25 protein-coding genes are annotated in these 26,093 nt (G+C 47.6%); 15 read left to right on the forward strand and 10 right to left on the reverse strand.

Annotation, left to right across the window (positions count from 1 at the left end; translation table 11 throughout):
* Positions 1 to 42 precede the first annotated feature (42 nt).
* A complete protein-coding gene (locus tag H6F52_RS16055; RefSeq protein WP_190536112.1) occupies positions 43 to 1,452 on the reverse strand; it encodes a nicotinate phosphoribosyltransferase in 1,410 nt (469 codons plus the stop codon).
* A 489-nt stretch (positions 1,453 to 1,941) separates the two neighbouring features.
* Here H6F52_RS16055 and H6F52_RS16060 point away from each other — a divergent pair, with 489 nt between their 5' ends.
* Both H6F52_RS16060 and H6F52_RS26165 read left to right on the forward strand, forming a co-directional pair.
* A complete protein-coding gene (locus H6F52_RS16060) occupies positions 1,942 to 2,094 on the forward strand; it encodes a hypothetical protein (protein WP_190536052.1) in 153 nt (50 codons plus the stop codon).
* A 301-nt stretch (positions 2,095 to 2,395) separates the two neighbouring features.
* Positions 2,396 to 2,530: a hypothetical protein gene (locus tag H6F52_RS26165; RefSeq protein ID WP_277877453.1), complete on the forward strand. Its 135-nt coding sequence runs from the start codon at positions 2,396 to 2,398 to the stop codon at positions 2,528 to 2,530.
* Positions 2,531 to 2,591: 61 nt separating this feature from the next.
* Here H6F52_RS26165 and H6F52_RS16065 read toward each other — a convergent pair whose 3' ends face one another.
* Together H6F52_RS16065 and H6F52_RS16070 are read right to left on the reverse strand one after the other, a co-directional pair.
* Positions 2,592 to 3,284 carry a hypothetical protein gene (locus H6F52_RS16065; RefSeq protein WP_190410312.1) on the reverse strand — a complete coding sequence of 231 codons (693 nt, stop codon included), beginning with the start codon at positions 3,282 to 3,284 and terminating at the stop codon, positions 2,592 to 2,594.
* A gap of 149 nt (positions 3,285 to 3,433) precedes the next feature.
* On the reverse strand, positions 3,434 to 4,141 hold the full coding sequence (locus H6F52_RS16070) for a diacylglycerol/polyprenol kinase family protein (protein ID WP_190536053.1): 708 nt from the start codon (positions 4,139 to 4,141) through the stop codon (positions 3,434 to 3,436).
* Positions 4,142 to 4,198: 57 nt separating this feature from the next.
* On the opposite strand from H6F52_RS16070, the gene yidD reads away from it, so the two are divergent.
* From yidD to murQ, 9 genes are all read left to right on the forward strand, one after another.
* Positions 4,199 to 4,444, forward strand: a complete 246-nt coding sequence (gene yidD / locus H6F52_RS16075; RefSeq protein ID WP_190536054.1) for a membrane protein insertion efficiency factor YidD — start codon at positions 4,199 to 4,201, stop codon at positions 4,442 to 4,444.
* Positions 4,445 to 6,568 carry an ATP-binding protein gene (locus H6F52_RS16080; RefSeq protein WP_190536055.1) on the forward strand — a complete coding sequence of 708 codons (2,124 nt, stop codon included), beginning with the start codon at positions 4,445 to 4,447 and terminating at the stop codon, positions 6,566 to 6,568. It abuts the gene before it with no gap.
* Positions 6,569 to 6,746: 178 nt separating this feature from the next.
* The gene (locus H6F52_RS16085; protein ID WP_190536056.1) at positions 6,747 to 7,982 is read left to right on the forward strand and encodes a serine hydrolase domain-containing protein; all 1,236 of its coding nucleotides are present in this window, start codon (positions 6,747 to 6,749) and stop codon (positions 7,980 to 7,982) included.
* A 147-nt stretch (positions 7,983 to 8,129) separates the two neighbouring features.
* Positions 8,130 to 8,648, forward strand: coding sequence for a GNAT family N-acetyltransferase (locus H6F52_RS16090; RefSeq protein WP_190536057.1), 519 nt, complete (start codon positions 8,130 to 8,132; stop codon positions 8,646 to 8,648).
* A 353-nt stretch (positions 8,649 to 9,001) separates the two neighbouring features.
* A complete protein-coding gene (locus H6F52_RS16095; RefSeq protein ID WP_190435322.1) occupies positions 9,002 to 9,247 on the forward strand; it encodes a hypothetical protein in 246 nt (81 codons plus the stop codon).
* A gap of 35 nt (positions 9,248 to 9,282) precedes the next feature.
* A complete protein-coding gene (locus H6F52_RS16100) occupies positions 9,283 to 9,618 on the forward strand; it encodes a DUF6176 family protein (protein ID WP_190536058.1) in 336 nt (111 codons plus the stop codon).
* A gap of 344 nt (positions 9,619 to 9,962) precedes the next feature.
* Positions 9,963 to 10,670 carry a M15 family metallopeptidase gene (locus H6F52_RS16105; RefSeq protein ID WP_190536059.1) on the forward strand — a complete coding sequence of 236 codons (708 nt, stop codon included), beginning with the start codon at positions 9,963 to 9,965 and terminating at the stop codon, positions 10,668 to 10,670.
* A 228-nt stretch (positions 10,671 to 10,898) separates the two neighbouring features.
* Positions 10,899 to 11,291: a DUF3110 domain-containing protein gene (locus H6F52_RS16110; RefSeq protein WP_190410303.1), complete on the forward strand. Its 393-nt coding sequence runs from the start codon at positions 10,899 to 10,901 to the stop codon at positions 11,289 to 11,291.
* 84 nt (positions 11,292 to 11,375) lie between these two features.
* Positions 11,376 to 12,305 (forward strand): N-acetylmuramic acid 6-phosphate etherase, encoded by a 930-nt coding sequence (murQ, locus tag H6F52_RS16115; RefSeq protein WP_190410302.1) that lies wholly within the window; start codon positions 11,376 to 11,378, stop codon positions 12,303 to 12,305.
* A 102-nt stretch (positions 12,306 to 12,407) separates the two neighbouring features.
* On the opposite strand, the gene H6F52_RS16120 is transcribed toward murQ, so the two are convergent.
* Both H6F52_RS16120 and H6F52_RS16125 read right to left on the reverse strand, forming a co-directional pair.
* A complete protein-coding gene (locus H6F52_RS16120; RefSeq protein WP_190536060.1) occupies positions 12,408 to 15,077 on the reverse strand; it encodes an EAL domain-containing protein in 2,670 nt (889 codons plus the stop codon).
* Positions 15,078 to 15,474: 397 nt separating this feature from the next.
* A complete protein-coding gene (locus H6F52_RS16125) occupies positions 15,475 to 18,015 on the reverse strand; it encodes a PAS domain-containing protein (protein WP_190536061.1) in 2,541 nt (846 codons plus the stop codon).
* 196 nt (positions 18,016 to 18,211) lie between these two features.
* On the opposite strand from H6F52_RS16125, the gene H6F52_RS16130 reads away from it, so the two are divergent.
* Positions 18,212 to 19,117, forward strand: a complete 906-nt coding sequence (locus H6F52_RS16130) for an ABC transporter permease subunit (RefSeq protein WP_190536062.1) — start codon at positions 18,212 to 18,214, stop codon at positions 19,115 to 19,117.
* Positions 19,118 to 19,138: 21 nt separating this feature from the next.
* Here the strand turns inward: H6F52_RS16130 and H6F52_RS16135 are convergent, their stop codons facing one another.
* Both H6F52_RS16135 and H6F52_RS16140 read right to left on the reverse strand, forming a co-directional pair.
* Positions 19,139 to 19,732 (reverse strand): HAD family hydrolase, encoded by a 594-nt coding sequence (locus H6F52_RS16135; RefSeq protein WP_190536063.1) that lies wholly within the window; start codon positions 19,730 to 19,732, stop codon positions 19,139 to 19,141.
* 91 nt (positions 19,733 to 19,823) lie between these two features.
* Complete coding sequence (locus tag H6F52_RS16140; RefSeq protein ID WP_190410297.1) at positions 19,824 to 20,783, reverse strand: glycosyltransferase family 9 protein; 960 nt, start codon at positions 20,781 to 20,783, stop codon at positions 19,824 to 19,826.
* A 95-nt stretch (positions 20,784 to 20,878) separates the two neighbouring features.
* Here H6F52_RS16140 and ispD point away from each other — a divergent pair, with 95 nt between their 5' ends.
* Positions 20,879 to 21,565, forward strand: a complete 687-nt coding sequence (gene ispD, locus H6F52_RS16145; RefSeq protein WP_190435307.1) for a 2-C-methyl-D-erythritol 4-phosphate cytidylyltransferase — start codon at positions 20,879 to 20,881, stop codon at positions 21,563 to 21,565.
* Between the two features lie 2 nt (positions 21,566 to 21,567).
* Here the strand turns inward: ispD and H6F52_RS16150 are convergent, their stop codons facing one another.
* Together H6F52_RS16150 and H6F52_RS16155 are read right to left on the reverse strand one after the other, a co-directional pair.
* The gene (locus tag H6F52_RS16150) at positions 21,568 to 22,011 is read right to left on the reverse strand and encodes a hypothetical protein (protein WP_190536064.1); all 444 of its coding nucleotides are present in this window, start codon (positions 22,009 to 22,011) and stop codon (positions 21,568 to 21,570) included.
* A gap of 314 nt (positions 22,012 to 22,325) precedes the next feature.
* Positions 22,326 to 23,120 (reverse strand): glycoside hydrolase family 16 protein, encoded by a 795-nt coding sequence (locus H6F52_RS16155; RefSeq protein WP_190410294.1) that lies wholly within the window; start codon positions 23,118 to 23,120, stop codon positions 22,326 to 22,328.
* Between the two features lie 490 nt (positions 23,121 to 23,610).
* Between H6F52_RS16155 and H6F52_RS16160 the strand changes: the two genes are divergently transcribed.
* Positions 23,611 to 24,591, forward strand: coding sequence for a glycosyltransferase (locus H6F52_RS16160; RefSeq protein ID WP_242033966.1), 981 nt, complete (start codon positions 23,611 to 23,613; stop codon positions 24,589 to 24,591).
* Positions 24,588 to 25,250, forward strand: a complete 663-nt coding sequence (nfi, locus tag H6F52_RS16165) for a deoxyribonuclease V (RefSeq protein WP_190410292.1) — start codon at positions 24,588 to 24,590, stop codon at positions 25,248 to 25,250. Before H6F52_RS16160 ends, nfi begins: the two co-directional genes overlap by 4 nt.
* Before the next feature lie 98 nt (positions 25,251 to 25,348).
* Here the strand turns inward: nfi and H6F52_RS16170 are convergent, their stop codons facing one another.
* Positions 25,349 to 25,969: a serine acetyltransferase gene (locus tag H6F52_RS16170; RefSeq protein ID WP_190536066.1), complete on the reverse strand. Its 621-nt coding sequence runs from the start codon at positions 25,967 to 25,969 to the stop codon at positions 25,349 to 25,351.
* Between the last annotated feature and the right edge of the window lie 124 nt (positions 25,970 to 26,093).

A 26,093-nucleotide genomic window follows, 5' to 3' on the forward strand; every position in this document is an offset into this window, starting at 1 on the left:
CTAAGGCGCAGGCTCGGCCAACGCGGTTCGTTCTCAACTCCCCTAAGCAGCGCGACAAGTTTTTTGCGTCAACTCCAGCAGTGCATCTGAAACCTCCACCGACGGCGAAACAGGCGAATCCAATTGACGAGTCTCGGCTGGTAAACTCCCTACCGAAATTGCAGTTCGTTCTCGAATTTGGGTTAAAGATTCTGGTAGAAACACCCGTTCCCCTTGCTTAAACATCGGCTGCAACAAAGGCTGCTCAAACTGCGGACTTTCCGTCACCAATCCCAATCGATCTCCTTTCATCAAATTGCCCTCAAAGCAGCGAAAAATCTGCTTGCGACCGGGATAAGTTAACTTGCCATTCGACTGTTTCATTACAGGAATGCCATCAATTTCAACCAGTTTATACACTCCATTAACTGGGGTTCCTGTAACCAATCGAGTTCCCAGTCCATAACCATCAATGCAAGCACCCTCTGCTTGCAATCGGGCAATTTCCCACTCATCCAAATCGCCACTGGCAAAGATGGGAACATCCGGTAAGAGCGATCGCACTTGTTTGGATAACCCTACCAAATCGCCAGAATCTAGCCGCACCCCAGACAATTGCATTTCTCCTGCATCGAGCTTTTCTGCCAGCATTTGGGCAGCGGCAACTGTATCGTAGGTATCAATCAACAACGGCGCACCTGGAAAATATCGATGGAAGGCGGTAAAAGCCTCTCCCTCACTCCCAGCAGTTGCTGTCAGCGCCATCACCAAAGCATGAGCCATCGTCCCGCTGGGCTTTTGACCCAACTTGATCGCTGCCAGTACATTAGAAGTCGCGTCCAATCCAGCCGCCAATGCCGCCCTGGCTGCCCACAGAGACGCTTGGGGGCTAAAAGCGCGTCGGGTGCCAAATTCCAGCAGCGTCGCTTCCGGCCCCGCGACATCCCGTATCCGCGCCGCTCGTGTGGCAACTAAAGTTTGATAATTAATTGTATTCAGCAGGTAGGTTTCCACTAGCTGAGCTTGCCAAAGGGGGGCTTCCACCCGCAGCAGCGGCTCGTTGGCGAACACGGCGGTTCCCTCTGGAACTGCCCAAACATCGCCGGTGAAGCGAGCATCTGCCAATAGCGACCAAAATCGCTCTGGTGCCCGATCGAAAATTCCGGTCGCCTGCAAAGCCGCTATCTGGCTGGGACTGAAGCGGAATTTCTCCAGATAGTCCAGCGCCTGTTCCAACCCCATCGCAATCAAGTAGCCAAAGCCAGCGGGTAGACGCCGCGCAAATAGCTCAAAGCTTGCCCGAGTTTGATCTAAACCTTCGCCGGTGTAGCAAGCTGCCATTGTCAGCTGATACAAATCGGTCAAGAGGCTGTAATCTTCAGAAGCGATCGCCAATTCTCGATCTTCTACCCTAACCGGCTCCTGAAGCAGGTTAGCAGGATGCTTTACAAGTCCGTCCACGGAAGTTCTCATCATCTTGCTTCCTAGCCAGAGAGAGTGGGCTTTTTAATTATAGTAAGATTTACCATAATAGTGTCAAGGCATTTTGATGATTGCTTGAAGAAGAGGGCTGTTGAAAAGAGCTGTACTGCCATCTTCAGGTCATTCTTAGGTTATATACATTATTCTTAATAGTATTTTGACTTAAAAGCTACAGAAAAGGGCAATTAATGTCAGAAGGACACAGGAGAGTGAAAAAGGGAGAGGGGGCGGCGTTACTCATTAGCGATTAACCACTCGCCATCAGTTTTTAGGGTTAATTGTGCAAAATCTAAATAAATTTTAAAGTATGTAGAAATCTTAAGTAAACTGACCGCCAACTCAAGTCTAAGCAAAGTATTGCAAACCTACTCAAACAAGTATTGCAAATTACCTCAAATTATCGAGCCAGATTCATAATAAAAGTATCAAACGCTAATATACATTTCATCGAATCCCCAAAGGAATCTGGAGAGTAAAGATATGAGTCTTACCCGAACGTTTGACAATATCATCCAATATTTTTCTGGCGCGATCGCTCGCATCTTTGGACTGAGTGACGATGCATATCCGGTAACTGGCGTGCAGCCCTTTACAGGAGAACCGTTTAGCGCACGTCGCAAAGAAGATTGGTAGTCAGCCTAAATGCTTTTTTCTATATTGTTGGAGTCAAAAATAAGAAATTTGGTGGAGGAAGAGGCTCTTTCTCCACCAAATTTTATGAAATGATTTTAAAAATTATTCTTCTGATATGGCTAAAAAGTCCCGCCAGAACGTCTTTTAATGTGTCAGTCACCTCAGACTGCTCTGTTGGATGGTTTAACATCCCTTTGGTGGCTGCAAAGCAGGGGAAACGACAAAAACCCTGTACCACTACTTAACGCTCAACTGGCGCTCAACTGGCTTGGTTAGCCCATATCCTGAGAATGGGCAATGAATGACCACTCGCCGCCTAGACGCCGTTCTCCTAAGTGGGGCAATTCGCAGGACAAACAGCAAAACGCCTGCTATGGTCGGGCAATATTCGGTGGATGAGGAAAATTCACGCACCGAATATTGCCTAGTTCTATAGTGACAAGCGTTCTATAAAATTGTATGGAATTTAATACAAAAGTTAGAGCTTATTTAAAGTTCTAAATACTCATTTGACGTAGCTGATGTTGTTCCTGGTTAAACTGCTTTTGTTCGGGGGTTAATACGTCATAATCAATGGGCGATCGCATATCCCACTGCACTCCTGCCAATAGCAGTAAAGTCCCCGCCATTACAAGACCCGTGGTGAGAAATTGCCAGCCTCCGACATAAGGCAAGATCCCAATGCCCAATAGATGAACGAACCCGTTAATCAGGAAAGTACGCGATCGCATTCCCATCCCCGTAAAAAAGTAGCCAATGGTACTTAAACCCAGCCAAAACTGACACAGGTTCATCAGCACCAACCCCCAACCCAGAAAAATACCCAAGTCAGTTAGCACCATCCCGAATAACATCAGTGCAACCCAGCTATAAAGCAGCCAGCGCAGGCGTTCTACTTTCACCCAAAAGTGAGTCAACACCACCATCCCCACCGTACCGACTAAGGTAAGTGCTGACCAAAACATCGCTTGCACGTACCAGCTAACAGGTAAAAACTGAGCATTGATAAAAATTGCAGCGGTAATCCAACCCCAAACAATAAACGCCTGATCGATTCGAGAATAAAAGCTCGAAATCAGCGTTTTATTTCCAACTTGCAAGTGAATACGTAAAAGCCCCTGACGATCCTGAAAATCAAGGGCTTCCTGTTTGCTACGGACAAGCGGTTCAGCAGGATTAAAAAAAGTCATTGACATCCATCTTTGGAGATAAATTGAATAAAGCGGGAGTATGTCCCTAGATAGGCTTCTTCAACTATCTTAATGGAAGCAGAAAATTTGTAATCTGGGATTCTACGGATATTGCAACCAAACTAACTGTTTGCTAGTTATCGAAAGTGTTAGCTAAGTAAAAGCATCTGAGTCAAGAAAAAAGCGATCGCGGCACTGCCTACAGGAACCGTCAGATTGTCGATGCCGAACCAGGAGAAAGCTTCTAAGAGAGTAGCAAAGAAAGCAATGAAGAGCGGCACTACCCACGTTTGCCAGATATTGCCCTGGACTCCTAGGAAAATTAAGCTACTAACCCCATAGCTAACCAGGAACATCGTCAGCGAGCCTTCCCAACTTTTACGGATGCCCCAAAATTCATAGCGATGCTTACCAAATCGTTGACCAATGAGAGCAGCTAAGCCATCCCCCCAAGTCATCACCAAAATTCCCAGTGCTGCATATTGGGGTTGGTTTAGAGGCCAGAACCAACCGATTAAAATGCCAATACTGAGGGCATAGCAAAATGTCCCCCAGCTCTTGCGCCCAACGCTGTTAATGCCTGGGAGGATCGGGAATTTGTATGACAAAAGAGCCACTGCACTCGCGAAAATCGAAGCCGTAATCCCCACCCAAGCGGGAAGGTTCAGCCACCAGGCAAGCAAAATCACATTGCCCGTGCCAATGTGAACCACCTTCCGCACCTTTTCCGGTTCGGTAGAAGTGTAGCGATGCAGCCCTTCTGCCAGTAACACAAGAATGCCCAGGCAAGCCCCAACTAACCCAATGTGGAGCCATAGATCCGGAATTGATTCTAACCACAACACGGATTTACGCAAAGATTGAATTATAAAAAAAAGCTCTCCTTACCAATCTATTAGATCCAGGGCACAGTAATGAAAATATTACTAATTTGGCTAATTCGGGGATACCGAGTGCTAATTTCTCCCCTTCTTCCCCCAGCGTGTCGGTTTCAGCCGACTTGTTCCAAATATGCTTTAGAGGCGGTAGAGAGATTTGGCCCTTGGCGCGGCGGCTGGATGGCGATTCGGCGCATCTTGCGCTGCCATCCCTTCCATCCTGGCGGTTACGATCCGGTGCCACCCGCCGCTTCTGGGGCGGTTAAACAAACAAAAGAGTAAATGAAGTCATCGCGGGTATCAGATCGTCTAGAGGAGTTGCGTCGTAGTCGGTTTGTAGGACGCGATCGCGAACAAACTCTATTTCAGTCGGCGCTGGACGAGGCGCAATTACCTTGGCATCTCCTCTATATCTATGGTTCGGGTGGTGTTGGCAAGACGACTTTGCTGCGCGAGTTTGCCTACATCTGCGAACAAGCGAAAACACCAGTCGTCTACCTGGATACCCGTAATGTCGAACCTTCACCCGACTCTTTTTTCAGCGCCCTCCAGATGGTTATCGGTCTGGAGCATCAAAACCAGCTTTGGGAGTGGTTTGCTTCCCAACCCGGTCACTGTGTCATTCTGATCGATACCTACGAAACCTTAACGCCACTAGAAGACTGGCTGCGGGAATTTTTCTTACCCCAGTTGCCGGAAAATGCCCTCGTCGTTCTCGCGGGTCGTCAACCCCCGTCATCTGCTTGGCGTGCCGATCCGGGGTGGCAGGCGTTGATGCGTTTAATATCCTTAGATAACCTGAATCCAGAAGAAAGTCGGACGTATCTGACCAAACGTCAGATTCCTGTCGAACAGCATTCCTCTGTCTTAAACTTTACTCGCGGTCATCCTCTGGCAATATCTCTAGTTGCAGATGTTTTTGCCCAGCACGGCAATATTCATTTTCGACCAGAAGCCGCACCAGATGTGGTGAAAACTTTATTAGAACAATTTGTGCAAGAAGTCCCCAGTCCGTTGCATCGGGCAGCATTAGAAGTTTGTGCTTTAGTGCGTTTAACTACCGAAGCACTGCTGTGTGAAACTCTCGCGATTCCCGATGCTTACGAGTTGTTCAACTGGCTGCGAGGACTTTCGTTTATAGAATCGAGATTACAAGGTATCTTTCCCCACGACTTAGCACGGGAAGCAATTTCCGCTGACTTGCGCTGGCGAAATCCCGAACGCTATGCCGAACTGTTCGGTCGTGCCCGTGGTTATTACTGCAAACGTATCCTGCAAACTCAGGGTTCGGAACTAGAACGCGCCCTATTTGATTATGTTTTCAAAAGTCCGCAAGTACGACAATTTTTTATATGGCAAGACAACAACTTGCTGACCGACACTCTGCGCGAGAGCGATCGCTCGGTGCTGATGGAGATGGTGGCGACTCATGAGGGGGAAGCTTCTGCCCAGCTTTTGGCACATTGGTTGGCGCGACAGCCTCAAGGAGTGTTGGTGTTTCGCCAGTCGGAGGAGGGAACTCCTCTAGGCTTTATGATGATGCTGGCTTTGGATGAAGCTAGTTTAGAAGATTTACAAGTTGACCCCGCTACTCAGGCGGTGTGGAATTATATCCAGCAGCAGGGAGCATTACAACTTGGTGAGAAGGCTACGTTCTGCCGCTTTTGGATGGCTGCTGATACTTATCAAGCTGTTTCCCAAATTCAAAGCCTCATCTTTATCAAAATTTTTCGGCATTGCGTCACGACTCCCGGCTTAGCTTTTATTTTTACAGCGATCGCTCAACCGGATTTCTGGGAATTGTTTTGTACGGCAGCCAATATGCCGTTGCTGCCAGAAACATCTTTTGAAGTGGGTGGACGGCGTTATGGTGTATCCGCGCACAATTATCGAGTTTCTCCCGTATTCAATGATTTGTTGGAACTGCCAGCTTGGGCGATCGCGATCGCTCCACCAGGAGAGGGGGAGATAAGGCAAGGGAAGGGAATACCAATCCCCCATTCCTCATTACCACTTCCCAATTCCCCTTTAAGCCAATCTGAATTTGCCTCTGCGGTGCATCAAGCTTTGCGGGATTTCGTGCGACCGGAGGCACTATTACATAATCCTTTAGCGCGATCGCATCTGGTTATCGAACGTGCAGGCACCAATACTCGTGCAGCAGAACGAATTGCCGCCTTACAAGCGCTGTTGCAAGAAGCGGTTGAATCGTTACAGCGATCGCCCCACGAAGCCAAATTTTATCGCGCTTTGGATCGCGCCTACCTGCACCCCGCTCCATCGCAGGAACGAGCCGCAGAAATATTAGATATATCTATCGGCACCTTTCGCCGTCATTTGAAAGCAGGAATTGTGCGAGTCACAGAGATTTTGTGGCATCAAGAAATCGACCGACTGGAAAACTAATATCAAGCATGTCGCTTTTTGAAGACAAGCCAATGGCTAATACAAGAGTGACTATTAGCCGTTAGCCATTAGAAATTGATCGCTTTTCGATCGAGTTTCGATCTGGAATTGTATAGCTTTCTTTCGCCAAACTAAAACTAACCCAAGCAAAAATTGTACTTGACAAGGAATGGCGAATATGTACTTTTCTCAAATAGCTGCATCAGTCGCTGTTGCCGCAACCGTGGTTCTTGGTATCTCAGGCAGCACCGCTATTGCTAGTAAAGCAGTGTCAAGCACGACAGCACCAAAGGCAGGCAGCTCGAATCTTATTTCATTGCTAACGGCTCAAAAACACAGCAACTCACCGACAAACACTGTATCTGACAAACTCGCTCGCCAACTCCAAGTAACACTGGACAAAACCCGCTTGGCAGCGGGAGTTCCAGGTAAAGGAGGAGTAGCTGGTGCAACTTTAGCGATCGCCAGCCGCGACGAGGGACAATGGTTTGGGTCTAGTGGTGTAGCTGACCTGGCAACGGGAACCTCTGTGGGTCCACAGGATCAATTCCGCATCGGGAGCGCCACGAAGACATTTACGGCAACCGTTGTGCTGCAACTGGTGGATGAAGGAAAGCTCAAATTAGACGATACTTTAGACAAATGGCTTCCTTCAATTGCCAAAAATATTCCGAACAGTAACAAAAATACAATTCGCCAACTCTTGAACGGCACCAGCGGCATCTACGATTACTTAGCCGACGACAGCGCGATTTGGCAGGATATCCTTCAGAATCCATACAGAGACTGGAAGCCAGAGGAGCTTGTTTCCTACATTTACGGACGACAACCAACGATTGGGAAGTGGGTCTATCCCAACACTGGTTTTATCTTGCTAGGGATGATCGTTGAAAAGGCGACAAATTCCAGCCTAGCTAGCCAAATAGAAAATCGAATTATTAAACCCTTAGGGCTGAAAAATACCTTTTTTACTGCTAGAACCGATAGCGTTCCGGGGGGAATCGTTCATGCATATTGGGATATCTACCCTCAGGATGGAATTGATGAGGATCTTACATCTGTAAATATGTCAGTAGCATGGGCTGCTGGCACAATGGTTTCCAATACGCAAGACCTGATTCGCTTTGGCGATAAACTTTTCCGGGGTAAATTGTTGAAACCTCGCACCCTCAAGGAAATGCTTACCTTTATCGACTTGGGAAGCGGTTTCGGATATGGGTTGGGGATTTGGTCTAACGACACCCCTTGGGGAAAAGCATGGCGAATCAGCGGGAGTGGCATCGGGACTGCTGCTGCGCTGTGGTACTTACCTAATCGAGGGCTTACCGTAGTGTCTTTGTCAAACCAAGAAGTCGGACAGTATTTTACCTCTATCCGCAATGCCACTCTAGAGTTAGTGCTGGGGAAACCGTAAGCAAGGCGATCGCACTTTCGTACCTAAACCCAGCATCCTAGCAGGATTGATGATACTCAGTGCTGGGTTCTTAGCTCCGCGCCAGCGCCGAATCAGTGCAACCAAGAAAACTTCGTAGAGTTCAAATCAGACAGGCAAACATAAAATATGGCGATCGCGATTCGGAACGCCCTGTCACAGGATTTCACCCAAATCGAGCAAATCTCGGTTGCAGCTTACCAGGAGTACGCACGCGCCCTAGCGCCCGGTGGCTGGGAGGTGATGCAGGGGAATTTGTCCCAAGTCGCAAAGAGAGCCGAGGTAGCTCAGTTAATCGTGGCACAGGAGGATTGTCACCTCGTCGGGACAGTGGCGTACTTTGCTCCTGGTAAGTCTGACGGCAGGCTGTTTCCGCCCCAGTGGGCATCCATTCGCTTGCTGGCAGTATCCCCTTCCCATCGCGGAAAGGGAGCCGGACGACTGCTTACCCAGGAGTGTATTCAGCGTGCAAAAGCAGACGGTGCCTGCGAAATTGGAGTGCATACGAGCGAGTTGATGACGGTTGCCAGAAAAATGTATGAGCGAATGGGATTTCAGCAGGACATCGAACTCCCACCTATGTTTGGTCTTCGGTATTGGCGTTACGTGCTACCGCTGACCAAAACGCACGAACCATGCAGCGATTGAGAAAATCACCCGATCGGGTGAGTCCATAGGATGAGGTTTACTAGAACCGCTTCTTTTACACTAGGTAGGAAACTTCTATAGCCTTTCGGGGAGTAAAAGTTTCCTACCTAGTGTGGCAGATTAACAGGATGACCCATCTAAAAGCCGGTTGAACAGCCAGCCATTTCTGAATCGCTAACGGCTAATAATTCATTGCTATTAGCATTCGCAAAACCAGAAATACATAAAGCTGCGATCGCCCAAGTTTATTAAAAGAACGCTTGAAAACACTGAATTTTTCTGGCTGGCGCGAACTGATAGCTACTTAGTTTTCCGGGTCATATTGTTAATATAAAAATTTTTGAGGGGTGAATATGTCTCTGATCCGCGACCTTGTACAACAGGCTCTGGCAACAGGTTATTTAACCATTGCAGCAGAAAATCAACTGCGACAGCTTTTAAGAACTAAGTATGGTCTGGAAGACTTCAACGCTTTCATGGCTTTACAGACAGCTGCAATGTCTGGTCAGGTGAAGCAAGAATCGCGGGAATTAAGAGGGTTACAGCAAACTTTCTGTAAAACGAATAAGCAACCTAACACGCAATACGCAATTCGGTAATTTTTCAATTTTATCCATCCATAAAGGGCAAGTTAATGGCGGAAACCCAATGCTTAAAAATTCGGATTAAGCCAGGATTGACCCTCCCTGTAATTGGTTGGATCAAGAACTTGAACAATCAATTGGATGAAGTGCGGGAATTGCTGAGGAACGAAGGAGTTATTATAGAATCTATCTTTCTCGAACGCAGCCAAGATGGGGACTATTTAATTTTGTATCAAAAGGCAAAAGATTTAAGCAAAGCTAGCGAAACATTCCATGAATCTAGCTCTCCACTCGCCTTGGCTACTCAGAAATTCATTAGCGAAACATGGGGAGACATCCAGCCCCTAGAATTAGTCATCGACTTAGAGGGGATGACAGAAGTTTAGGTATTGCGGAAATCAACTATCAAGATTACGCTAGATACAGCAATTTTTTGATGAACCGCGAAGTCGCGTTGGCGTAGCCTGCGCGTTAGCGCTTAGGGCGCGAAGAAAGAAAAGAAAGAAGATTTTAAGGGATGAATTAAGATTGTTATTGTGGATTCTAGCACTGTTAATTTTTTATTAATAATTATTTTCTAAGTTTGATATAGATATTTAGCTTTTAAATCTTTTTATCTCGTTATTTTGAAGCGTCGATTAAACTTGTCTAAAACTACTGATAAAAATACTGCATATTTTGAATATTTCACGCCAGACGGCAAAATAAGGTCAGTCTGAAAGAGCGGAATATGAAACCTTATCAGCAGATTGTAATTGTAGAGTGTGGTGAGCCGCTCACTGCCATTCCTTTGGAACAATTTGCGGTTGTCTCTCCCCATCCTTATGAAAAATTGGGTGCGACTTATGGCGATCGCTCACCTTATTATCTCCGTCAGGGTGTCCTCGAATCCCTAATTGCCGCCCAACACCAATTGGCTGTCACGAATCCCGGTTGGCGGATCGATCTCTTTGATGCCTATCGACCCGTGGAAGTCCAGCAATTTATGGTAGATTACACCTTTGCTGAAGTGGTTCAGGCTCAAGGGTTAAACATAGTTGAGTTAACAGAAGCTCAGCGTCAAGCAATCTGGGAGACAGTTTATCAATTTTGGGCACCCCCCAGCCTCGATTCAGCAACGCCGCCGCCTCACAGTACGGGGGCGGCGGTAGATATCACCCTAGTAGACAATACTGGCAAGACGATAGATATGGGGGGAGAAATTGATGAAATATCAGCGCGATCGCATCCCGATTATTATGCCAATAGCACCCAGGCAGTCGAACAGCAGTATCATTTTCACCGGCAGCTATTAAATGATGTCATGCTCCAAGCTGGGTTTCGCCGTCATCCCAACGAGTGGTGGCATTTCTGCTTGGGCGATCAGATGTGGGCGTGGTTATGCAATCAAGAAAATCCCCATCATCCTGTGACTGCCCGTTACGGTAGAGTTGCTTGAGCTAGGAAAGGATATCTATGGCGATCTGAAATGTCTTAACATCTATTGGTTGGGGGTAATTTAGCTTTTTTGCTGATTTCCTCGCAATTTCATTTGAATCTTCTCTCTTGAATTTCTCTTTCCCTCTGTCTTTATTGCTCCGCATCGCTAGCTAGCAAAGGAAGAGCAACTAGACGTGATATCAGGGAAGCCAGTTAGATATCCTAAGTTAAGAATGGATAAAAAACGATGACTACATCTAGGCGCGTATTCGTTTTAATATTTAATCCTCGGACTGACAACGAGGGGATTCACTCGATTCAGATTGGCGATCGCAACTGGATACTCATGTTTGAATCAGAAGACGATGCGACTCGCTATGCAATGCTGCTAGAAGCACAAGATTTTCTCAGTCCCAGTGTTGAAGCCATCGATGCAGAGGAAGTCGAGGCATTTTGCGAGGGTGCAGGTTACGAGTGCAAGCTAATTCCGGAGGGATTTGTTCCCGAAGGAGATGCGGAACGTCTTTTTCTGGTTCCGCCAGAAACGAATCTGGAGGAAACAGACTGGAAACCAGATGCTCCGCAAGCGGAAGTTTCCGATCTAGACAGAATTCGCCGTCAATTAGAAGGACTGTTATGAAAGGATCGAGGATGTTAGCGATCGCGTAACCCATAGCGGCGCTTTCTTGGCAGGATGAACGATAAAAAAAATGAAGGATCGAGGATGAAGAATCTGGAGGAGCGGGGACATCTTTTAACAGAACAGGTTAATCCCAATAGCCAGAATCTAGACCAGATGAGTTCTCTGGAATTGGTAGATTTGTTCAATCAGGAAGATGCTCAGACGCTAGCAGCGATCGCAATCGCCAGAACTCAGCTCGCTGAAGCAATCGATAAGACGGCTGAGGCGTTACGTCATGGAGGACGCCTGTTTTATGTGGGAGCTGGCACGAGCGGGCGTTTGGGCGTCTTGGATGCAGCCGAGTGTCCGCCCACCTTTTGTACGCCGCCAGAACTGGTACAAGGGATTATCGCCGGGGGTGCGGGGGCGTTAATCCGCAGCTCAGAAGATTTAGAAGACAAAGATGAAGACGGGGCATCTGCGATCGCAACTCGGCAGATTACCCATCTCGATGTCGTTGTCGGCATCACCGCCGGGGGAACAACACCTTTTGTCCACGGTGCAATCCAAGCGGCACGTCAGCGGGGTGCAACCACGATTTTGATTGCCTGTGTCCCAGCCGAACAAGTTACCATCGATGCAGATTTAGATATTCGCCTAATCGTAGGGCCAGAAGTAGTGGCAGGCTCGACGCGACTGAAATCCGGAACCGTCACTAAAATGGCTTTAAATATCCTCTCCACCGGCGTGATGGTGAAGCTGGGCAAAGTCTACGGCAATCGCATGGTAGATGTCGCCGTTACTAATAAAAAATTGCACGATCGCGCCCTGCGAATGCTGCAAGACCTCACGGATTTAAATCGAGAAGACGCTGGATATTTGCTGGAGCAAAGTGGGCGTTCTGTCAAGTTAGCGTTGTTGATGCATTGGACGGGTTTGGAGAAGCAAGAAGGCGATCGCCTCCTTGCAGAACACAAAGGTAATCTCAGAGCAGCTGTTTCCAGCTACAACCACCCCAGCGACTCTCCCTAAATTTGAGATTTGAGATGTTGGAATTCTATTTCAACTCTCAAATTTTTCCCAGTTTCAACGGCTGATATTGCCTTGCCGATTTGAGGCAATTTTTGATTTTTATCACCACTGGGGCTGTGCTGCCAATAACTCCTCAGCTGCCGGTGCATCTACCGGCTTAGAAAAAAAGTATCCCTGTCCGTATTCACATTGCAGCCGCTTGAGCTGAAGCATCTGCTCTGCGGTTTCGATACCTTCGGCAACCACATCCATCCCCAAATTGTGAGCCAGCGTCATAATTGTCTGGACAATTTCCCAGCGATTTTCCTCATCCCCCATGCCGCTAATAAAGGAGCGGTCAATTTTCAAGGTATCAATTGGTAGGCAATGCAGACGCCCCAAGGAAGAATAGCCGGTGCCAAAGTCGTCAATTCCCACTTTCACTCCCAAGGCTCTGAGCTGCTCAAGCATAGCGGTTACGGCATCGGCATCTTCTAGCAAGCAAGTTTCAGTAATCTCTAGCTTTAAACTGCGAGTTTCCAAACCAGTCTCCCGAACAATTCGATCGATCTGCTGAACCATGTCAGATTGGGCAAACTGCATCGCAGAAAGATTTACGCCAATTGTTAATTGTTCATAGTTGGATGTTGAGGGTTCACTATTCTGAACGAATCTTTCTTGCCAAGCCCGCATCTGGCAGCAGGCTTCGCGCAATACCCACCAATCCAGTTGCGCCATCAGCCCAGTTTCTTCTGCAACGGGAATAAACTCAAGCGGGGAAACTAACCCTCTCTTGGGATGCTGCCAGCGCACGAGTGCCTCAAAGGCAGTAATTTTGCCGGTTGAGAGGGAGATAATAGGCTGGTAGTAAACCCGAAACTCAGAGTTAGGTAAAAGTTTTAAGTTTGGAGTTTTGAGTTTTGAATTTTCATCTTGTAAAGGAGAACTCAAAACGGAGAACTCAAAACCTTCCTTAGATAAAGCCCCAATTGCCAGACGCAGGTCGGTTTCTAATTGTAAAAGTGCGATCGCGCGTGCATGTAAAGTCGTGTGGAACACTGCATAACGCCCTTTCCCCATGATTTTTGCCTGAGATAGGGCAATGTCGGCATCGCGCAGCAAGTCCCACTCCGGGTTAAGTCCGGGTTCTTGCCCCTTTTGAGTGTTGGGTGAAGGAAGGGTTGAAGGCGTGAGGAAGGGAATTGTCTTACCATCCTGTCCCACTGTCCGATTCTCCGGCTCTCCGACTCTCCGGCTCAGGGCAATGCCAATACTCGCGGCGGCGAATACTTCATGTCCATCAAGGTAAAAAGGGGATGCGAGGGCTTCGTGGATTGACTCGGCAACGCGGGTCGCATCACTTAATTGCTGAATCTCCTCAAGCAGGATCGTGAACTCGTCTCCGCCAAGACGTGCCACCGTATCTCTGGGGCGCATCAGGGTACAAAGCCGATGCGCGATCGCGACGAGTAGTTTATCTCCGACCGTATGCCCCAAGCTGTCGTTAATCACCTTAAATCGGTCGAGATCCACAAACAGCACCGCAAATAGATAATTTTCAAACTGATAGGTACGTTCTAGGGCAACCTCCAACCGCTCCATAAATAAGGTTCGATTGGGCAAACCCGTCAGCGAGTCATAAAGTTGCCGTTGTTGCTGCTGTTGCTCAATGTGTTGAAGCTGCGCTTTCATTCGCAGACGCTCTTGGATGCTCAAGCTCGCTGCCGTTAAACAAAATAATCCCACGGGTGACACGACCGGCATCAAGTAACCCACCCGCAAAAGCACTACACTGACAATGACCCAGCCGCTACAAAGACTAACGACTGCAATCAGCTGGTGTCTCGCCCGATAGCGGTTGAGAGTGAAGCCAAGCATTGGCCCGCCCAACAACAGGAAAACTAGCAGCCACTTGGGGTCTGGGGTTTTCAGAAAGTTTTGTTGCAAGAGATTATTCAGAACGGTAGCGTGCAGGTGAATTCCACTCGCGGGTGGATGACCTTCAAACGGAGTGTTTAGAGGATCGAGAGCGGCGGCTGTGACGCCCACCATCACAATTTTTCCCTTGAATGCCGAGGCAGGCACTTTCCCCTGAAGGACTGAAACAAAGGAATAGTGCGGTGCCTGAAGCACCTCACCGGGCCAGTTCACGAGCAGCGGTTGATTCATCGGTGGGAGTTTTACCGGCTCTTTCACCAGTGAATAAACCTGGGAAGCCGCGATGCTTAAAAGAGGCACGCCTTCAAGTTGCGGTACAACTTGGCGAGTTAAACCATCGCTATCCTTGTGGTTGGCAATATGTCCGATTGCGATCGCGCTTTTACTCAATTCTGGAGTTGGAGGCAAAGGGGTCTTTCTGAGATCCCACCCCTGCGCCAACACCACCTGACCCACTTTTTCCATCACCGCCGCCATCTGTGCATCTTCCGGGCTACTTTCGGGCATCAGCACGTCCAATACCACCACACTTGGCTCTGCTGCGGATAGTTGATTCAGCAACTGGGTGTATTGCTTGCGAGGCCAAGGAAAACGACCTAGTTCCGTTAAACTGGCATCATCAATGTCAATCAACACCACCCGCTCATCCCAAGGCATCGTTCCCCGGAGGCGGAATAAACCCCGATAAGCAAGCTGTTCCAGTGGTTGCCAAATCCCTAGCACCAAACCACTTGCAACGATTAAAGAAGGAAAAAAGAAAAAAGCAAAATTAGCAATAAAGGATTTTTTTTCTTTTTCTTTTTCTTCTACTTTTAAACTTTGAATTTTGGACTTTTCAGGGAATTGCCAGTTCATACATCTGCTGTTTTCCCAAAGGAGTCGCAACAGCCTTGATGCGACCGTTTATAACAATTTTGCTTAATGCTGCTAGGTTTAATTTTTTCCAACTCTCAATTTGGTAGAGACGCGAACTGACTCTTTCAGCGCTAGGCTAACGCCTCGCTTCGCTGTTTTCATGCCCGTTTTCATGCCCAAAAGGCTGTACGCGATCGCCTTTGTTCCCTTGCGAATTCAACCTCAATCCGAAATCTACCATCCAAAATTTTCTAAAAGGTTTTGTTAAATGGATACCCAAATTTGTAATTGCGCTCAACTGCAACAGCAGCATCTCAATTATAAAAATTGATTGGGAACCATCTCTATCCCCCCACCCCCCTCCGCTGGAGAAAGGAAGACCGGGAATCATTTCCTTTCACCGGGCACTTGAGTGCATCGTTTGGTCAAACACCTCATACCGTCCCTTTCCTAGCGCTTTGGCACGATACAAGGCTGTATCGGCATCGCGCAGGAGGTCTTCAGGTCGATCGTAGCCGCTGCTGAGAACAATGCCAATACTTGCGGCAGTAAAAACTTCGTGTCCGTCGAGATAGAAAGGCGGTATCAGTTCTCGGTTGATTCGTTCGGCGATGCTGGTGGCGTGACTCAGGTCGTCAATAGCTTCCAAAAGCAGGGTAAATTCATCTCCCCCCAAACGAGCGACGATGTCTTCAGCACGCACGCAGGTTTCGAGACGGCGAGCGACGCAGCGAAGCAGCCGCTCCGCTAACGCCACCAATAATTTATCCCCAACCAGATGCCCCAAACTGTCGTTCACTTTTTTGAAGCCATCCAAATCTACAAACAGCAGCGCAAACTGAAAATCTTGACACTGTTTGGCTCGCTCCACCGCTTGACTGAGGCGCTCCATGAACAAAGCTCGGTTGGGCAAGCCCGTCAAGATATCATAAAACGCCCGTTCCCGCAGATGCTCCTTTGCCCGTTTGCGCTCGGTAATATCTTCCACCGTGCCTTCGTAGTAAAGCAGCTTACCTTCACAATCGCGCACCGCACGGGCATTTTCCGAAATCCAAATGATGCTGCCATCTTGGCGGGAAACCGCGGACTCAAACTCTGAAACGGCATCGTGTTCTTGCAACAGGCGCGTAAACTCAGCACGCCGGTTCGGATCAACGTATAGTTGCTGCTTAATATCCGTCAGACGTGCCATCAGTTCTGTCGGAGACTCATATCCATAAATGCGTGCCAGAGCGGGATTGGCACTAATATACTGTCCGTCGGGCGTTGTCTGGAAAATCCCTTCAATTGCATTCTCAAAGATACTGCGATACTTTGCTTCTGCTTGTTGCAGAGCCTCTTCTGTCCGCTTGCGCTCGGTAATATCGGTGATGAAGCCTTCAAGTCCGAGAACTTTACCGGCGCTGTCACAAACCGCCGCGCCTTTTTCCCAAACCCATTTTTCTACACCTGATTTGGTAAGAATGCGATATTCCACAACATAAGGTTTCAGAAGCGTGATGCCCGTAGCGATCGCCTCTAAAACCTTGGGTAAATCCTCAGGATGAGTAATGGAATCATAAGACACCGCGCGATCGCCAATCAATTCTTCACTGTGATACCCAGTCAGCTTAAAGCAACCTTCACTAATGTAAGTCATCGACCACGCTGGGTCATTTCCACAAGAAAACACAATCCCTGGCAACGAGTCAATCAAACTTGCAAGACGGCGCTGGCTTTCCCTCAGGGCAGCTTCCGCTTGTTTTTGCTGCATCACGGTTCCCAGATGCGCTGCTACTGCTGACACCAGCTCAACCAGTCGCTTGTCCTTCTGGCGAGATTCAAACAGGAAGAAAGTGAGAACTGCCACTACCCGATCTTTAGAGAGAATCGGCACGGCAAATCCAGCTTTGAGTCCGCAATTTCTGGCGAACTGAGTCCGGATAAAAAATGGGGGCGGCTCAATCGAAGCATCGGGAATCCACTCTGGCTGCTTGGATAACCAAACTCGTCCCGGTAGCCCAATTCCCGGTGAAAACTTCAACATTTCGCTCTGTTGCCGAAACTCACTTAGGGTTAGGGGAAGTTCTGATTGCAGCTTAGTGTTGGATTGCAGGTTAGCCTGTTGAAAGTTAGCTGGTTGATTTAAATTTTCCAGTTTCAACCTTTCAACCTGTAACTCTAAAGTGCTGCTGTACCAGGCGGGACTGCATTCTAAAACAGTGCCGTCAGAGCTGGGTATCCAAGCTTCACCAAAATTCCAGCCGGTCGTTTCACACACTTGACGTAGCGCGACTGAAAGTGCCGTATGAAAATCAGGCGCAGCACTAATTGCCTGGGTTAGGATTTGCAACAGTTTAATTTCTTCTTCAGCCCGCTGGCGCTCGGATACGTCAATAGACGTATTCGCAAAGGGGTGTAGAGTGTTAGCGGGGCGGGGGTCTAAATCCCGATTAGGGATTGAAATCATGATCAAGCCCTCCAGCGCCAGCAGTTCTCCCGATTGGGAGAAAACTCCACAACCCTGTTCCCAGACAAATTTCTCTTCTCCCGCCGCTGTGATGATGCGGTAGACAAGCTGGAAGGGTCTATATTCTTGCACGGCGGCTTGTATGGCGTTCCACACCTGCTCTCGGTCGTCGGGATGAATCAGTTGGGCATAGCAAATTTCTCGGTTGCCAATGAGTTCAAACGGAGAGTAACCAGTGAGCTGATAGCAGTCCTCGCTGACCGCTTCCATTGTCCAGCTCTGGTCGTTGCGGCAACGGTAGGCCATGCCAGGTAAGTTACTCATCAGGGTTGAAAGGGGACGAACTCCGGATAGGGATTGTCCCGTTGAAACAGGGCACTCTTGTAATGCATCTTCTGTCTGCAACGTATAAGTCATTTCAAACGGTGTTCCCAGTCCCCTGATGTTTTCCTTGAGATCAACGAGATCAACTGGTTCTAACCGCTCCACTCTCGGCGTCTCCTACAGAAATAATGTAAAGCTGGGAGAAAGCTTGTCAGCTGCGGCGAGGCAGCGAATTGCTGCTCCTTTCAGGATGGTTAGTGTATATTAAACTACCCTGAAGTTTCCAACAACAGTAAAATAGACTACACTCGAATCGCTAATTGAAGGATTTCTAATTACTAATTGCTAATAGTTTTTTAATATGCAGCATTGGATGCCAAAAGATGGAATTTTCGCTAAACAAAGATTAACGCCTTATCTGTTTTTGCTGCCTGCTTTGTTGCTTTTGGGACTAACCGTTTTCTGGCCTGCCTTACAAGCGTTTTACCTTTCTTTTACGGAATACACTCTCATCGGGCAACCGCCAGAATGGGTGGGTTTTAAGAATTTTCGGCGTTTGTGGACCGATACGGTGTTTTGGCAGACGCTGTGGAATACTCTGCTTTACCTGATTTGTGTCGTGCCGATTTTAGTTGTGGCATCGCTAGGACTAGCGATTCTGGTTAACCAAAAACTACGTGGAATTAGCTGGCTTCGGGCAGCTTATTACACACCTGTAGTCATTTCAATGGTGGTGGCTGGGATTGCTTGGAATTGGCTTTATGCAGAAAATGGTCTCTTGAATCAGGTGTTAGTAAACACAAAAATTATCCCATTTCTCCAAAATGGCGTCCCCTGGCTGACTAGCCCGCGCTTTGCCCTTTTTAGCGTCATGGTGGTGACGGTTTGGAAGGGATTAGGCTACTACATGGTGATTTATTTAGCTGGCTTGCAATCAATTCCAGCAGATGTCTATGAAGCGGCGGCAATTGATGGATCGGACGGGATTGCTAAGCATTGGGACATTACGATCCCATTGATGAAACCTTATTTAGTGCTAGTGGCGGTGATTTCTGCGATTTCTGCCACGAAAGTATTTGAAGAGGTTTATATTATGACCCAAGGAGGGCCGCGAAACAGTTCTAAAACGATTGTTTATTATCTCTATGAGCAAGCTTTCCAAAATTTAGAGATGAGTTATGCTTGCACAATTGGATTGGTGTTGTTTTTGGCAATCCTAGGGCTATCAATCTTGAATTTAAAGCTATCAAACTCAATTAAAAATTAGAAATAAAATTAAAAATAATTTTTAATCGTTCTGCTGGCAAATCCACTCAACCGCCGCGACTAAATCCGCTGCGATGAAATCCGGGCGAGTGTGGTGTTGATACTCGCCACCCAAAACGCGATCGCCAAATCCAGTCTGCACTAAAATCCCGGTACAACCGGCATTGTGCGCCATGTCGATATCGGTGGCTTTGTCACCCACCATAAAACTGCGCGCCAGCTCCAGATCGTGTTCCCAAGCAGCCGCCACCAGCATTCCCGTATTCGGCTTGCGCCAGCTACTCCAGCGGCTGAATTCTGGATTTGTCCCTCCTTCCGGGGGACTGAGATAAGGGCAGTAATACAAAGCATCTAAACGCGCCCCTGCTTCAGCTTGCAAGAGGTGGCAGAGGCGCAGATGCAGAGCATCCACATGACTAGCCGGATAGTAGCCTCGTGCGGGGCCAGATTGATTGGAGACGAGACAGCAAAACATCTGCCGGTCGTTGAGCAGCCGTACCGCCTGAGCCACCCCCGGTATCAGGTGTAAATCCTCAACTTGATGGATATAACCGGCTTCGACATTGAGGACGCCATCCCGGTCAAGAAATACTGCTGGTTTGGCAGTTTTAGACATGAATTGAATCAACAGAGAATAGTTTGGAGGGGCGGGAAAATTAAAAATTAAAAATTTTGTTTTGCATTTTTAATTTTTAATTTTTCAGGATTTAACCGCCCCAGATTTGCTGGAGAACGTCTGCTGGGGGAATGTCGGCTATCGAGCGACTAGGGGATTGCAAACCGCGAACGCGATCGCTACTCGGTAGCAATTTTTTCGCTTCTGTCGGGCCAAACAGTGCAATCGTGTAAGTCCCAACGGCGACGGCTAAGTGCATGGGCGCACTATCCGTACACAGCATCAAGTTGGCACCAGCAATCATTGCCGCCAACTTCCCGATATCTCCAGGCGAAGTCACCTTTAAGTTAGGCGAGGACTGCATCAATTCGCTAACAAACGCCTTATCCTCAGGCCCTTTGAGGAGGACAATCGGTAAATCAGGCTGTCGCTGTTGAGTTTCTTGAATAATCTGCTGCCATTTCTTGACCGGATAGATTTTATCAATCCCTTTCGCCTGAGCCAAGGCGCTAGAACCGCCATGAATCAGAATGTAGCCAGTTTCCTGAACACCCAGTTGTTTTTGTTCTTTTTCTGCCCACTCAATATCTGGTTTAGGTACATTGACCGCCAGCGGTGGACAAGGAGAATTTATTCCTAAACCTTGCAGCAAATCGTGATACATATCAGCGGCATACTGCTCGGTTTTTAGCGGAACTGGGTTGGTGAGAAACCAGTTTCCTGGCCCGTTATAGCTAATTCGAGTGGGAATGCCGGTCAGCCACAGCAGCAGCCCTACACTCCACCTGCGCCCCAGAGATAGGGCGATATCATACTCGCGATCGCGGATTATACCCAGTAAATTTCCCCAGTCTGCTGGTCCGGTACGGTCTTTGAAGTCATAGGTGAGGATTTCATTAACCGACTTGCAAACCCGGTAGGCACCCTTTGCCCTGGGTTCTACAATGACATCAATCTGAGCTTCCGGGTAATACCGCTTCAGGTCATCCAGGGTAGGGAAGAACAGAATTTGGTCGCCAATCCCGCCGGGGACAAGGGCAAGTATTCGCATTACTGTTGATTGAGGTTACTTATCAGCTTCATTTTAGGGGAAGATATACTTAGCGCAACAAGGATTAACAAAGCGGTCAGCAAAAGAGGAAGCGTGTGCATTTATTGATTCCAGCAGCAGGGATGGGGCGTCGGATGGGGAGCGAGCGAAATAAACTCCTTTTGACGTTGCTCGGTAAACCCTTGATTCACTGGACTCTCCAGGCGGTTGAAGCTTCCCGTCACATCAGTTGGATCGGTTTAATTGCTCATCCAGATGACTTTTCTGACTTCAAGGAGATTCTCGCTGACCTCTCCCTCACTAAGCCCGTGCAATTGATCGTTGGTGGGTCAACCCGTCAAGAGTCGGTCTACAACGGCTTGCAGGCGCTCCCATCCGCCCACCACGTCTTAATTCATGATGGCGCTCGGTGTCTGGCGACGCCCCAATTACTGGATCGGTGTGCTGAGGAACTGATGAATTGTCCCGGCTTAATTGCAGCGGTGCCGGTGAAAGATACGATTAAAGTCGTGGATGCGGCTGGGTTCATTGAAAGTACACCCGATCGACAGCATCTATGGGCGGCTCAAACGCCCCAAGGTTTTAAAGTTGATTTGTTGCAACAGTGTCATACGGAAGCCCGACGCCAAAATTGGGAAGTTACCGACGATGCGGCTTTATTTGAAAAGTGCAATTTGAAAGTCCGGATTGTCCAGGGAGAAGAGACGAATCTGAAGGTGACTACGCCGGTGGATTTGAGCGTAGCAGAGTTTATCCTGCGCGATCGCTTACCAACAGGATGATATTAATAACGGCGTGACTCTGGTGCGCGATCGCACTGAGCGCTTTCTTGAGCATCGGAGTTCAATTGACTGCTGGGTTCATATTTCTTTTGAACTTCTTCCAGCTGCTTAGTAATTTGATTAATTCTTTGCTTAACCGTCTGAAAGTCAATATTGCGCCAATGAATAATCGTATTTTTTACTTTTTTCTGTTCTCTGTCAGCCACAGCTTGCATTCGTCCCCCTTCACAAATTTTTTTTAACCTGTCTTGTAAATTAATGTAACTTGTGATACTGAACAGTCCACTCCGTCTTGCGGAGGAAGCCAAAGTAAATATCTCCGTATCTTGTACCATTTTTAAGTCGGCGGTTTCAACCACGTCTAAACCGCTGAAACCCTTGCACAATCGGAGGTCGGGTAGAGCGTAAACGTAGGTGTGTTCGTGCCGTAAGGCTTGAGCTTTCAAGGGAGAGTAGCAGGGTAAACTGCCCTAGTGCTGGGTAACGCGCAACTCAATCGCCACGCACCCCGCGCCCGGAGGTGGCTCCCCAGCCTACACATCCGCGATTTGGATTAGTTTTTCACGAGAGCTTAAGATCGTTGTTGTTTCTTGTTTGCAATCGATGGACTTCTTAACCCCCCAATAAATTGGGGGGTTAGGGGAATCAAAAATGTAGCGCCTCACAACCCAAATGGTATTCGTTTGTGTAGTCGCGACTTTAGTTGTCAGGCGTTTTTATTGAACCCAAAAAGTGAATTGGATTGACGAGAAAACATCTATTAAGCCTTTTTATAGATGCGGATATAGTCAACATCCAAGTAAGTCGGAAATGGGGTGGTGGTGAGAGGACATCCCGCAAAGCTGTTGCAGCTACCCACGAGATTGCCCACCGCCAGAACCATTGGAAAAGCATCAAACTTTTGCGTGGTGGTAAACTTTTGCACGCCATCGACGAGCCATGTCAAGCGTCCGGGTTCCCAAATTACAGTGTATTCGTGAAAGTCGTCGGTGTAGTTAGTTTCGTACAGCTTGGAAACTTCTGACTTCTTTTTACCATCCAGCAAATAGTGCTGGGTAAAAATATTTTCGTTAGGGATGTTTCCCCTAAGTTCAGCAAAGTCGATTTCCGGAGGCCATTTAAAGTCCTGTCGCCACAGCGAAATGTAACCTTGGGTACCTTCTCCCTTTTGAAAACGCGCCCGAACTACCCAACGTCCGTAGGTTTGAGCCGTAAGTTGGGTAAACCCGCCTGCGGTATAAGGAAACGTGACTCCATCCTTAGTGATGGTTTCCTTGGCAATCTTGAGGCGCAAGAGTCCGTTTTGTACAATCAGTGCTGAGTTTCCATTCCACCAGGAAACTGCTCCTGCTGTACTCGGTTTACCCCAGTATCGAACGTAATTCGCTTTATCGAGAGAAGTTGAGTTGAACTCATCTGCGAAGGTAAGAGTCCAACCCGGAATATTTGGAGCGCTTCCGGTCGTGGCAGTGATTGCAGAACCTGTTTGGCTCAGGCTCAATATTGGCACGAGCGGTAGCACAAACAGGAACAAAAACACAAGAATTCTTTTCATTTCGATCGTAACGAATTGTTCATGGCTGTTCCTTGCAGGGGATCAGCCTATTTACTCTTCTGACTTGTTGCGATCGCACCGGACACTATCAGGAACCGCCTGCTTGTCTGGGTAATGCTAACTGTCAAGGAATATATTGTTGTTTACGAGTAGTAACTAGATTTCACTCTCAGGAAGCTTCCGTAAATACTTGATAGAAATGTAGTAATACTTAAACAAATTAAGTAGAAATACTTCGATTAATCGCTCAATAATTTGTTGGTTGAAGCAGCCCCAGAGAGCAGCTAGAGTATCTAGCTAAGAAAATCAGCAAGATAAAGACCCAAATTAAATTTCATAGCTGCTAAATTTCAGTGGAAATGACATTCTTTTTAATGGCAACGCAGCCATGTTAATAACTAAACACGACTCAGAAACGGTTATACAGCACCCTGCTTTGGCGTTCGCAGGCTTGCTATGGTGATTTCAGGTAAATATGAATTCCCACCCTATGACACAGCCCTTTCTGCCCAGGGTTTCCGTAATTGTCCCTATCTACAATGGTGAGGCGGACTTGCCAGACTTAATCGACTGCTTGCGATCGCAAACTTACCCCGCTGAGTCTGTCGAATATTTGCTGGTCGATAATAATAGTAGCGATCGCACTGCCACCCTTCTCCAGTCAGCCGCCGCCTCAGCCGCCGCTGACGGCTTAACCATTCGCCCGATTGCGGAAAACCAAATCCAAAGCTCTTACGCGGCTCGAAACGCCGGAATTCGGGCATCAACGGCTGAAATTTTTGCTTTTACCGACGCCGATTGTCGTCCTCAACCGCAGTGGTTGGCAGACCTGATTGAGCCGTTTGCCAATCCAACGATTGGCATCGTCGTCGGTGAAATTATGGCATTGCCAGGGAACACCCTGTTAGAACAGTACGCTGACCGAGAAAATGTTTTGTCTCAAAAACATTCTTTAGCAAATCCGTTCTGTCCTTATGGTCAGACGGCTAACTTAGCAATTCGTCGGAAAGCTTTGGAACAGGTAGGTTTGTTTCGCCCTTATCTAACCACTGGCGGCGATGCTGACATCTGTTGGCGCATCCAACGCGAAAGTGACTGGCAATTGCATTTTGCCCCAACTGCTATTGTCCGCCACCGTCACCGCTCCACGTTCCAGGAACTTCAAAGTCAATTGCGTCGCTATGGTCGCTCAAATCGATACTTGCACGAACTGCATGGTGTCAAGCTGACAGCAAACCTGAGTGCAAAGGAATATCTATACCGATTGAGTCGGTGGTTGGTCAAGGAAGTGCCGGTGACAGGTGTGAAAGCGATCGCGGGGAAAGCCGCGCTTGTAGACTTGTTAAGGACTCCGATTAATTTGATCAATGTCCGCGCGAGAGCCGCAGGGCAAAATGAAGCTAGGCTTCCAGAAGCAGCCAAAGTAATTGAGCGGCTGGAAAAACCCCAGGATGTGGAAGTAAATCCATGAAAATCCACCAACGCCACGCATGGCCTGATACGGCTGAGGAAGCGATCGCTATTCAGCAACAACTGAGCAAAGAAGTGATTACTTCAGACCAGTTGGAATCGGTGCAGTATGTCGCCGGGGTCGATATGGGTTTTGAGGAGTCAGGTACCATTAGCAGAGCAGCCGTTGCTGTTCTGAGTTTTCCAGATTTACAGTTACAAGAGCAAGCGATCGCCTTCCGTCCCACTACGTTTCCCTACATTCCCGGATTCCTCTCCTTCCGAGAAATTCCAGCCGTGCTAGACGCCTTAGAAAAAGTCAGCATCACGCCTGACTTAATCCTCTGTGATGGTCAGGGGATCGCCCATCCCCGCCGATTTGGCATCGCCTCCCATCTCGGAGTTCTAATCGACCTTCCCACGATTGGCGTTGCCAAATCTTTGCTCGTTGGTAAGCATGATGAGTTGCCAGTTGAAAAAGGCGCATGGCAACCGTTGCGGTATCGCCGCGAAATCATTGGTGCAGTATTGCGGACGCGCACGGGTGTAAAACCCGTTTATGTTTCTAGCGGACATCGGGTAAGTCTAGAAACGGCGATTGATTATGTGATGCGTTGCACTACGAAATATCGCTTACCAGAGACAACTCGCATTGCTGATAAATTGGCGTCAAATCGATAATGCAAGCTTGAGAGGGATGCGATCGCCGTACAGATTGGTTGCCAAGGGCGATCGCTTCATAGAGTGTCTCAATATAAGCCTTAAATTCAATTCCTAACTTAAACCAATTCTTCTTTTACTTTGATGCCATTCTTCTTCACAATATAAGCGGGAACGCCGACGACCACACAGTTATCAGGAACATTTTTAACGACAACTGCGTTAGCTCCAACCGTAACATTGTTCCCTATCGTTACTCCGCCAATTACTTTAGCACCGGCAGTAATGCGGACATTATCCCCGATTTTTGGACGACTGGTTTTATCTCTATAACCAATTGTCACCTGTTGATTAATCCAGCAATTTTCGCCCATGTCTGCCATAATGATTGTGCTGAAGCCATGCTGGATAAACAGTCCAGGACCAAAAGTAGAAGATGTATCGATAAAAAGGTAAGGACAAGATTTATAAAAATAACTGAATAAATACATAAATATCCTGGCGGATAAGGTTCCTTTAAATAATCGATGATAATACAAGTTCCTAAATTCTTTTTGACGATCCAGCAAAGAAAGTAAATTTCCTAAATTTGATTCGCCTTTCCAGCCAAATACGTTCACCCAACGCTTTACATCTGCCTCAATAATTTCTTTTTCACTGGTTAAAAAGAAAGGAATTAACAAAGGAGAAACCAAAATTATTCCTAGGTTGTATAAAGTTTTTCTAAAAAAATCTTTCATGGGTGTTAGAGACGAAATCTTAGTTAGCGTAAATCATAGCAAAGGTTTTTACGACATACCATAGTTTATTAAGAGGTGTTTCCAATCCGGGGATAATATGACCCCAACTAGATTGCAGTCATAT

It is taken from the genome of Coleofasciculus sp. FACHB-542, from assembly GCF_014695825.1.
GTDB lineage: Bacteria > Cyanobacteriota > Cyanobacteriia > Cyanobacteriales > FACHB-T130 > FACHB-T130.

What these genes read in the sequence shown, in the direction of transcription:
- nfi (WP_190410292.1), top strand. Translation starts at nt 24,588, where the DNA reads ATGAAAATCCACCAACGCCACGCATGGCCTGATACGGCTGAGGAAGCG.
- H6F52_RS16100 (WP_190536058.1), top strand. Translation starts at nt 9,283, where the DNA reads ATGGCGGAAACCCAATGCTTAAAAATTCGGATTAAGCCAGGATTGACC.
- H6F52_RS16155 (WP_190410294.1), bottom strand. Translation starts at nt 23,120, where the DNA reads ATGAAAAGAATTCTTGTGTTTTTGTTCCTGTTTGTGCTACCGCTCGTG.
- H6F52_RS16105 (WP_190536059.1), top strand. Translation starts at nt 9,963, where the DNA reads ATGAAACCTTATCAGCAGATTGTAATTGTAGAGTGTGGTGAGCCGCTC.
- H6F52_RS16130 (WP_190536062.1), top strand. Translation starts at nt 18,212, where the DNA reads ATGCAGCATTGGATGCCAAAAGATGGAATTTTCGCTAAACAAAGATTA.
- H6F52_RS26165 (WP_277877453.1), top strand. Translation starts at nt 2,396, where the DNA reads ATGACCACTCGCCGCCTAGACGCCGTTCTCCTAAGTGGGGCAATTCGC.
- H6F52_RS16120 (WP_190536060.1), bottom strand. Translation starts at nt 15,077, where the DNA reads ATGAACTGGCAATTCCCTGAAAAGTCCAAAATTCAAAGTTTAAAAGTA.
- H6F52_RS16160 (WP_242033966.1), top strand. Translation starts at nt 23,611, where the DNA reads ATGACACAGCCCTTTCTGCCCAGGGTTTCCGTAATTGTCCCTATCTAC.
- H6F52_RS16090 (WP_190536057.1), top strand. Translation starts at nt 8,130, where the DNA reads ATGGCGATCGCGATTCGGAACGCCCTGTCACAGGATTTCACCCAAATC.
- H6F52_RS16080 (WP_190536055.1), top strand. Translation starts at nt 4,445, where the DNA reads ATGAAGTCATCGCGGGTATCAGATCGTCTAGAGGAGTTGCGTCGTAGT.
- H6F52_RS16135 (WP_190536063.1), bottom strand. Translation starts at nt 19,732, where the DNA reads ATGTCTAAAACTGCCAAACCAGCAGTATTTCTTGACCGGGATGGCGTC.
- H6F52_RS16140 (WP_190410297.1), bottom strand. Translation starts at nt 20,783, where the DNA reads ATGCGAATACTTGCCCTTGTCCCCGGCGGGATTGGCGACCAAATTCTG.
- H6F52_RS16085 (WP_190536056.1), top strand. Translation starts at nt 6,747, where the DNA reads ATGTACTTTTCTCAAATAGCTGCATCAGTCGCTGTTGCCGCAACCGTG.
- H6F52_RS16095 (WP_190435322.1), top strand. Translation starts at nt 9,002, where the DNA reads ATGTCTCTGATCCGCGACCTTGTACAACAGGCTCTGGCAACAGGTTAT.
- H6F52_RS16110 (WP_190410303.1), top strand. Translation starts at nt 10,899, where the DNA reads ATGACTACATCTAGGCGCGTATTCGTTTTAATATTTAATCCTCGGACT.
- yidD (WP_190536054.1), top strand. Translation starts at nt 4,199, where the DNA reads ATGAAAATATTACTAATTTGGCTAATTCGGGGATACCGAGTGCTAATT.
- H6F52_RS16170 (WP_190536066.1), bottom strand. Translation starts at nt 25,969, where the DNA reads ATGAAAGATTTTTTTAGAAAAACTTTATACAACCTAGGAATAATTTTG.
- H6F52_RS16060 (WP_190536052.1), top strand. Translation starts at nt 1,942, where the DNA reads ATGAGTCTTACCCGAACGTTTGACAATATCATCCAATATTTTTCTGGC.
- H6F52_RS16065 (WP_190410312.1), bottom strand. Translation starts at nt 3,284, where the DNA reads ATGACTTTTTTTAATCCTGCTGAACCGCTTGTCCGTAGCAAACAGGAA.
- H6F52_RS16055 (WP_190536112.1), bottom strand. Translation starts at nt 1,452, where the DNA reads ATGAGAACTTCCGTGGACGGACTTGTAAAGCATCCTGCTAACCTGCTT.
- murQ (WP_190410302.1), top strand. Translation starts at nt 11,376, where the DNA reads ATGAAGAATCTGGAGGAGCGGGGACATCTTTTAACAGAACAGGTTAAT.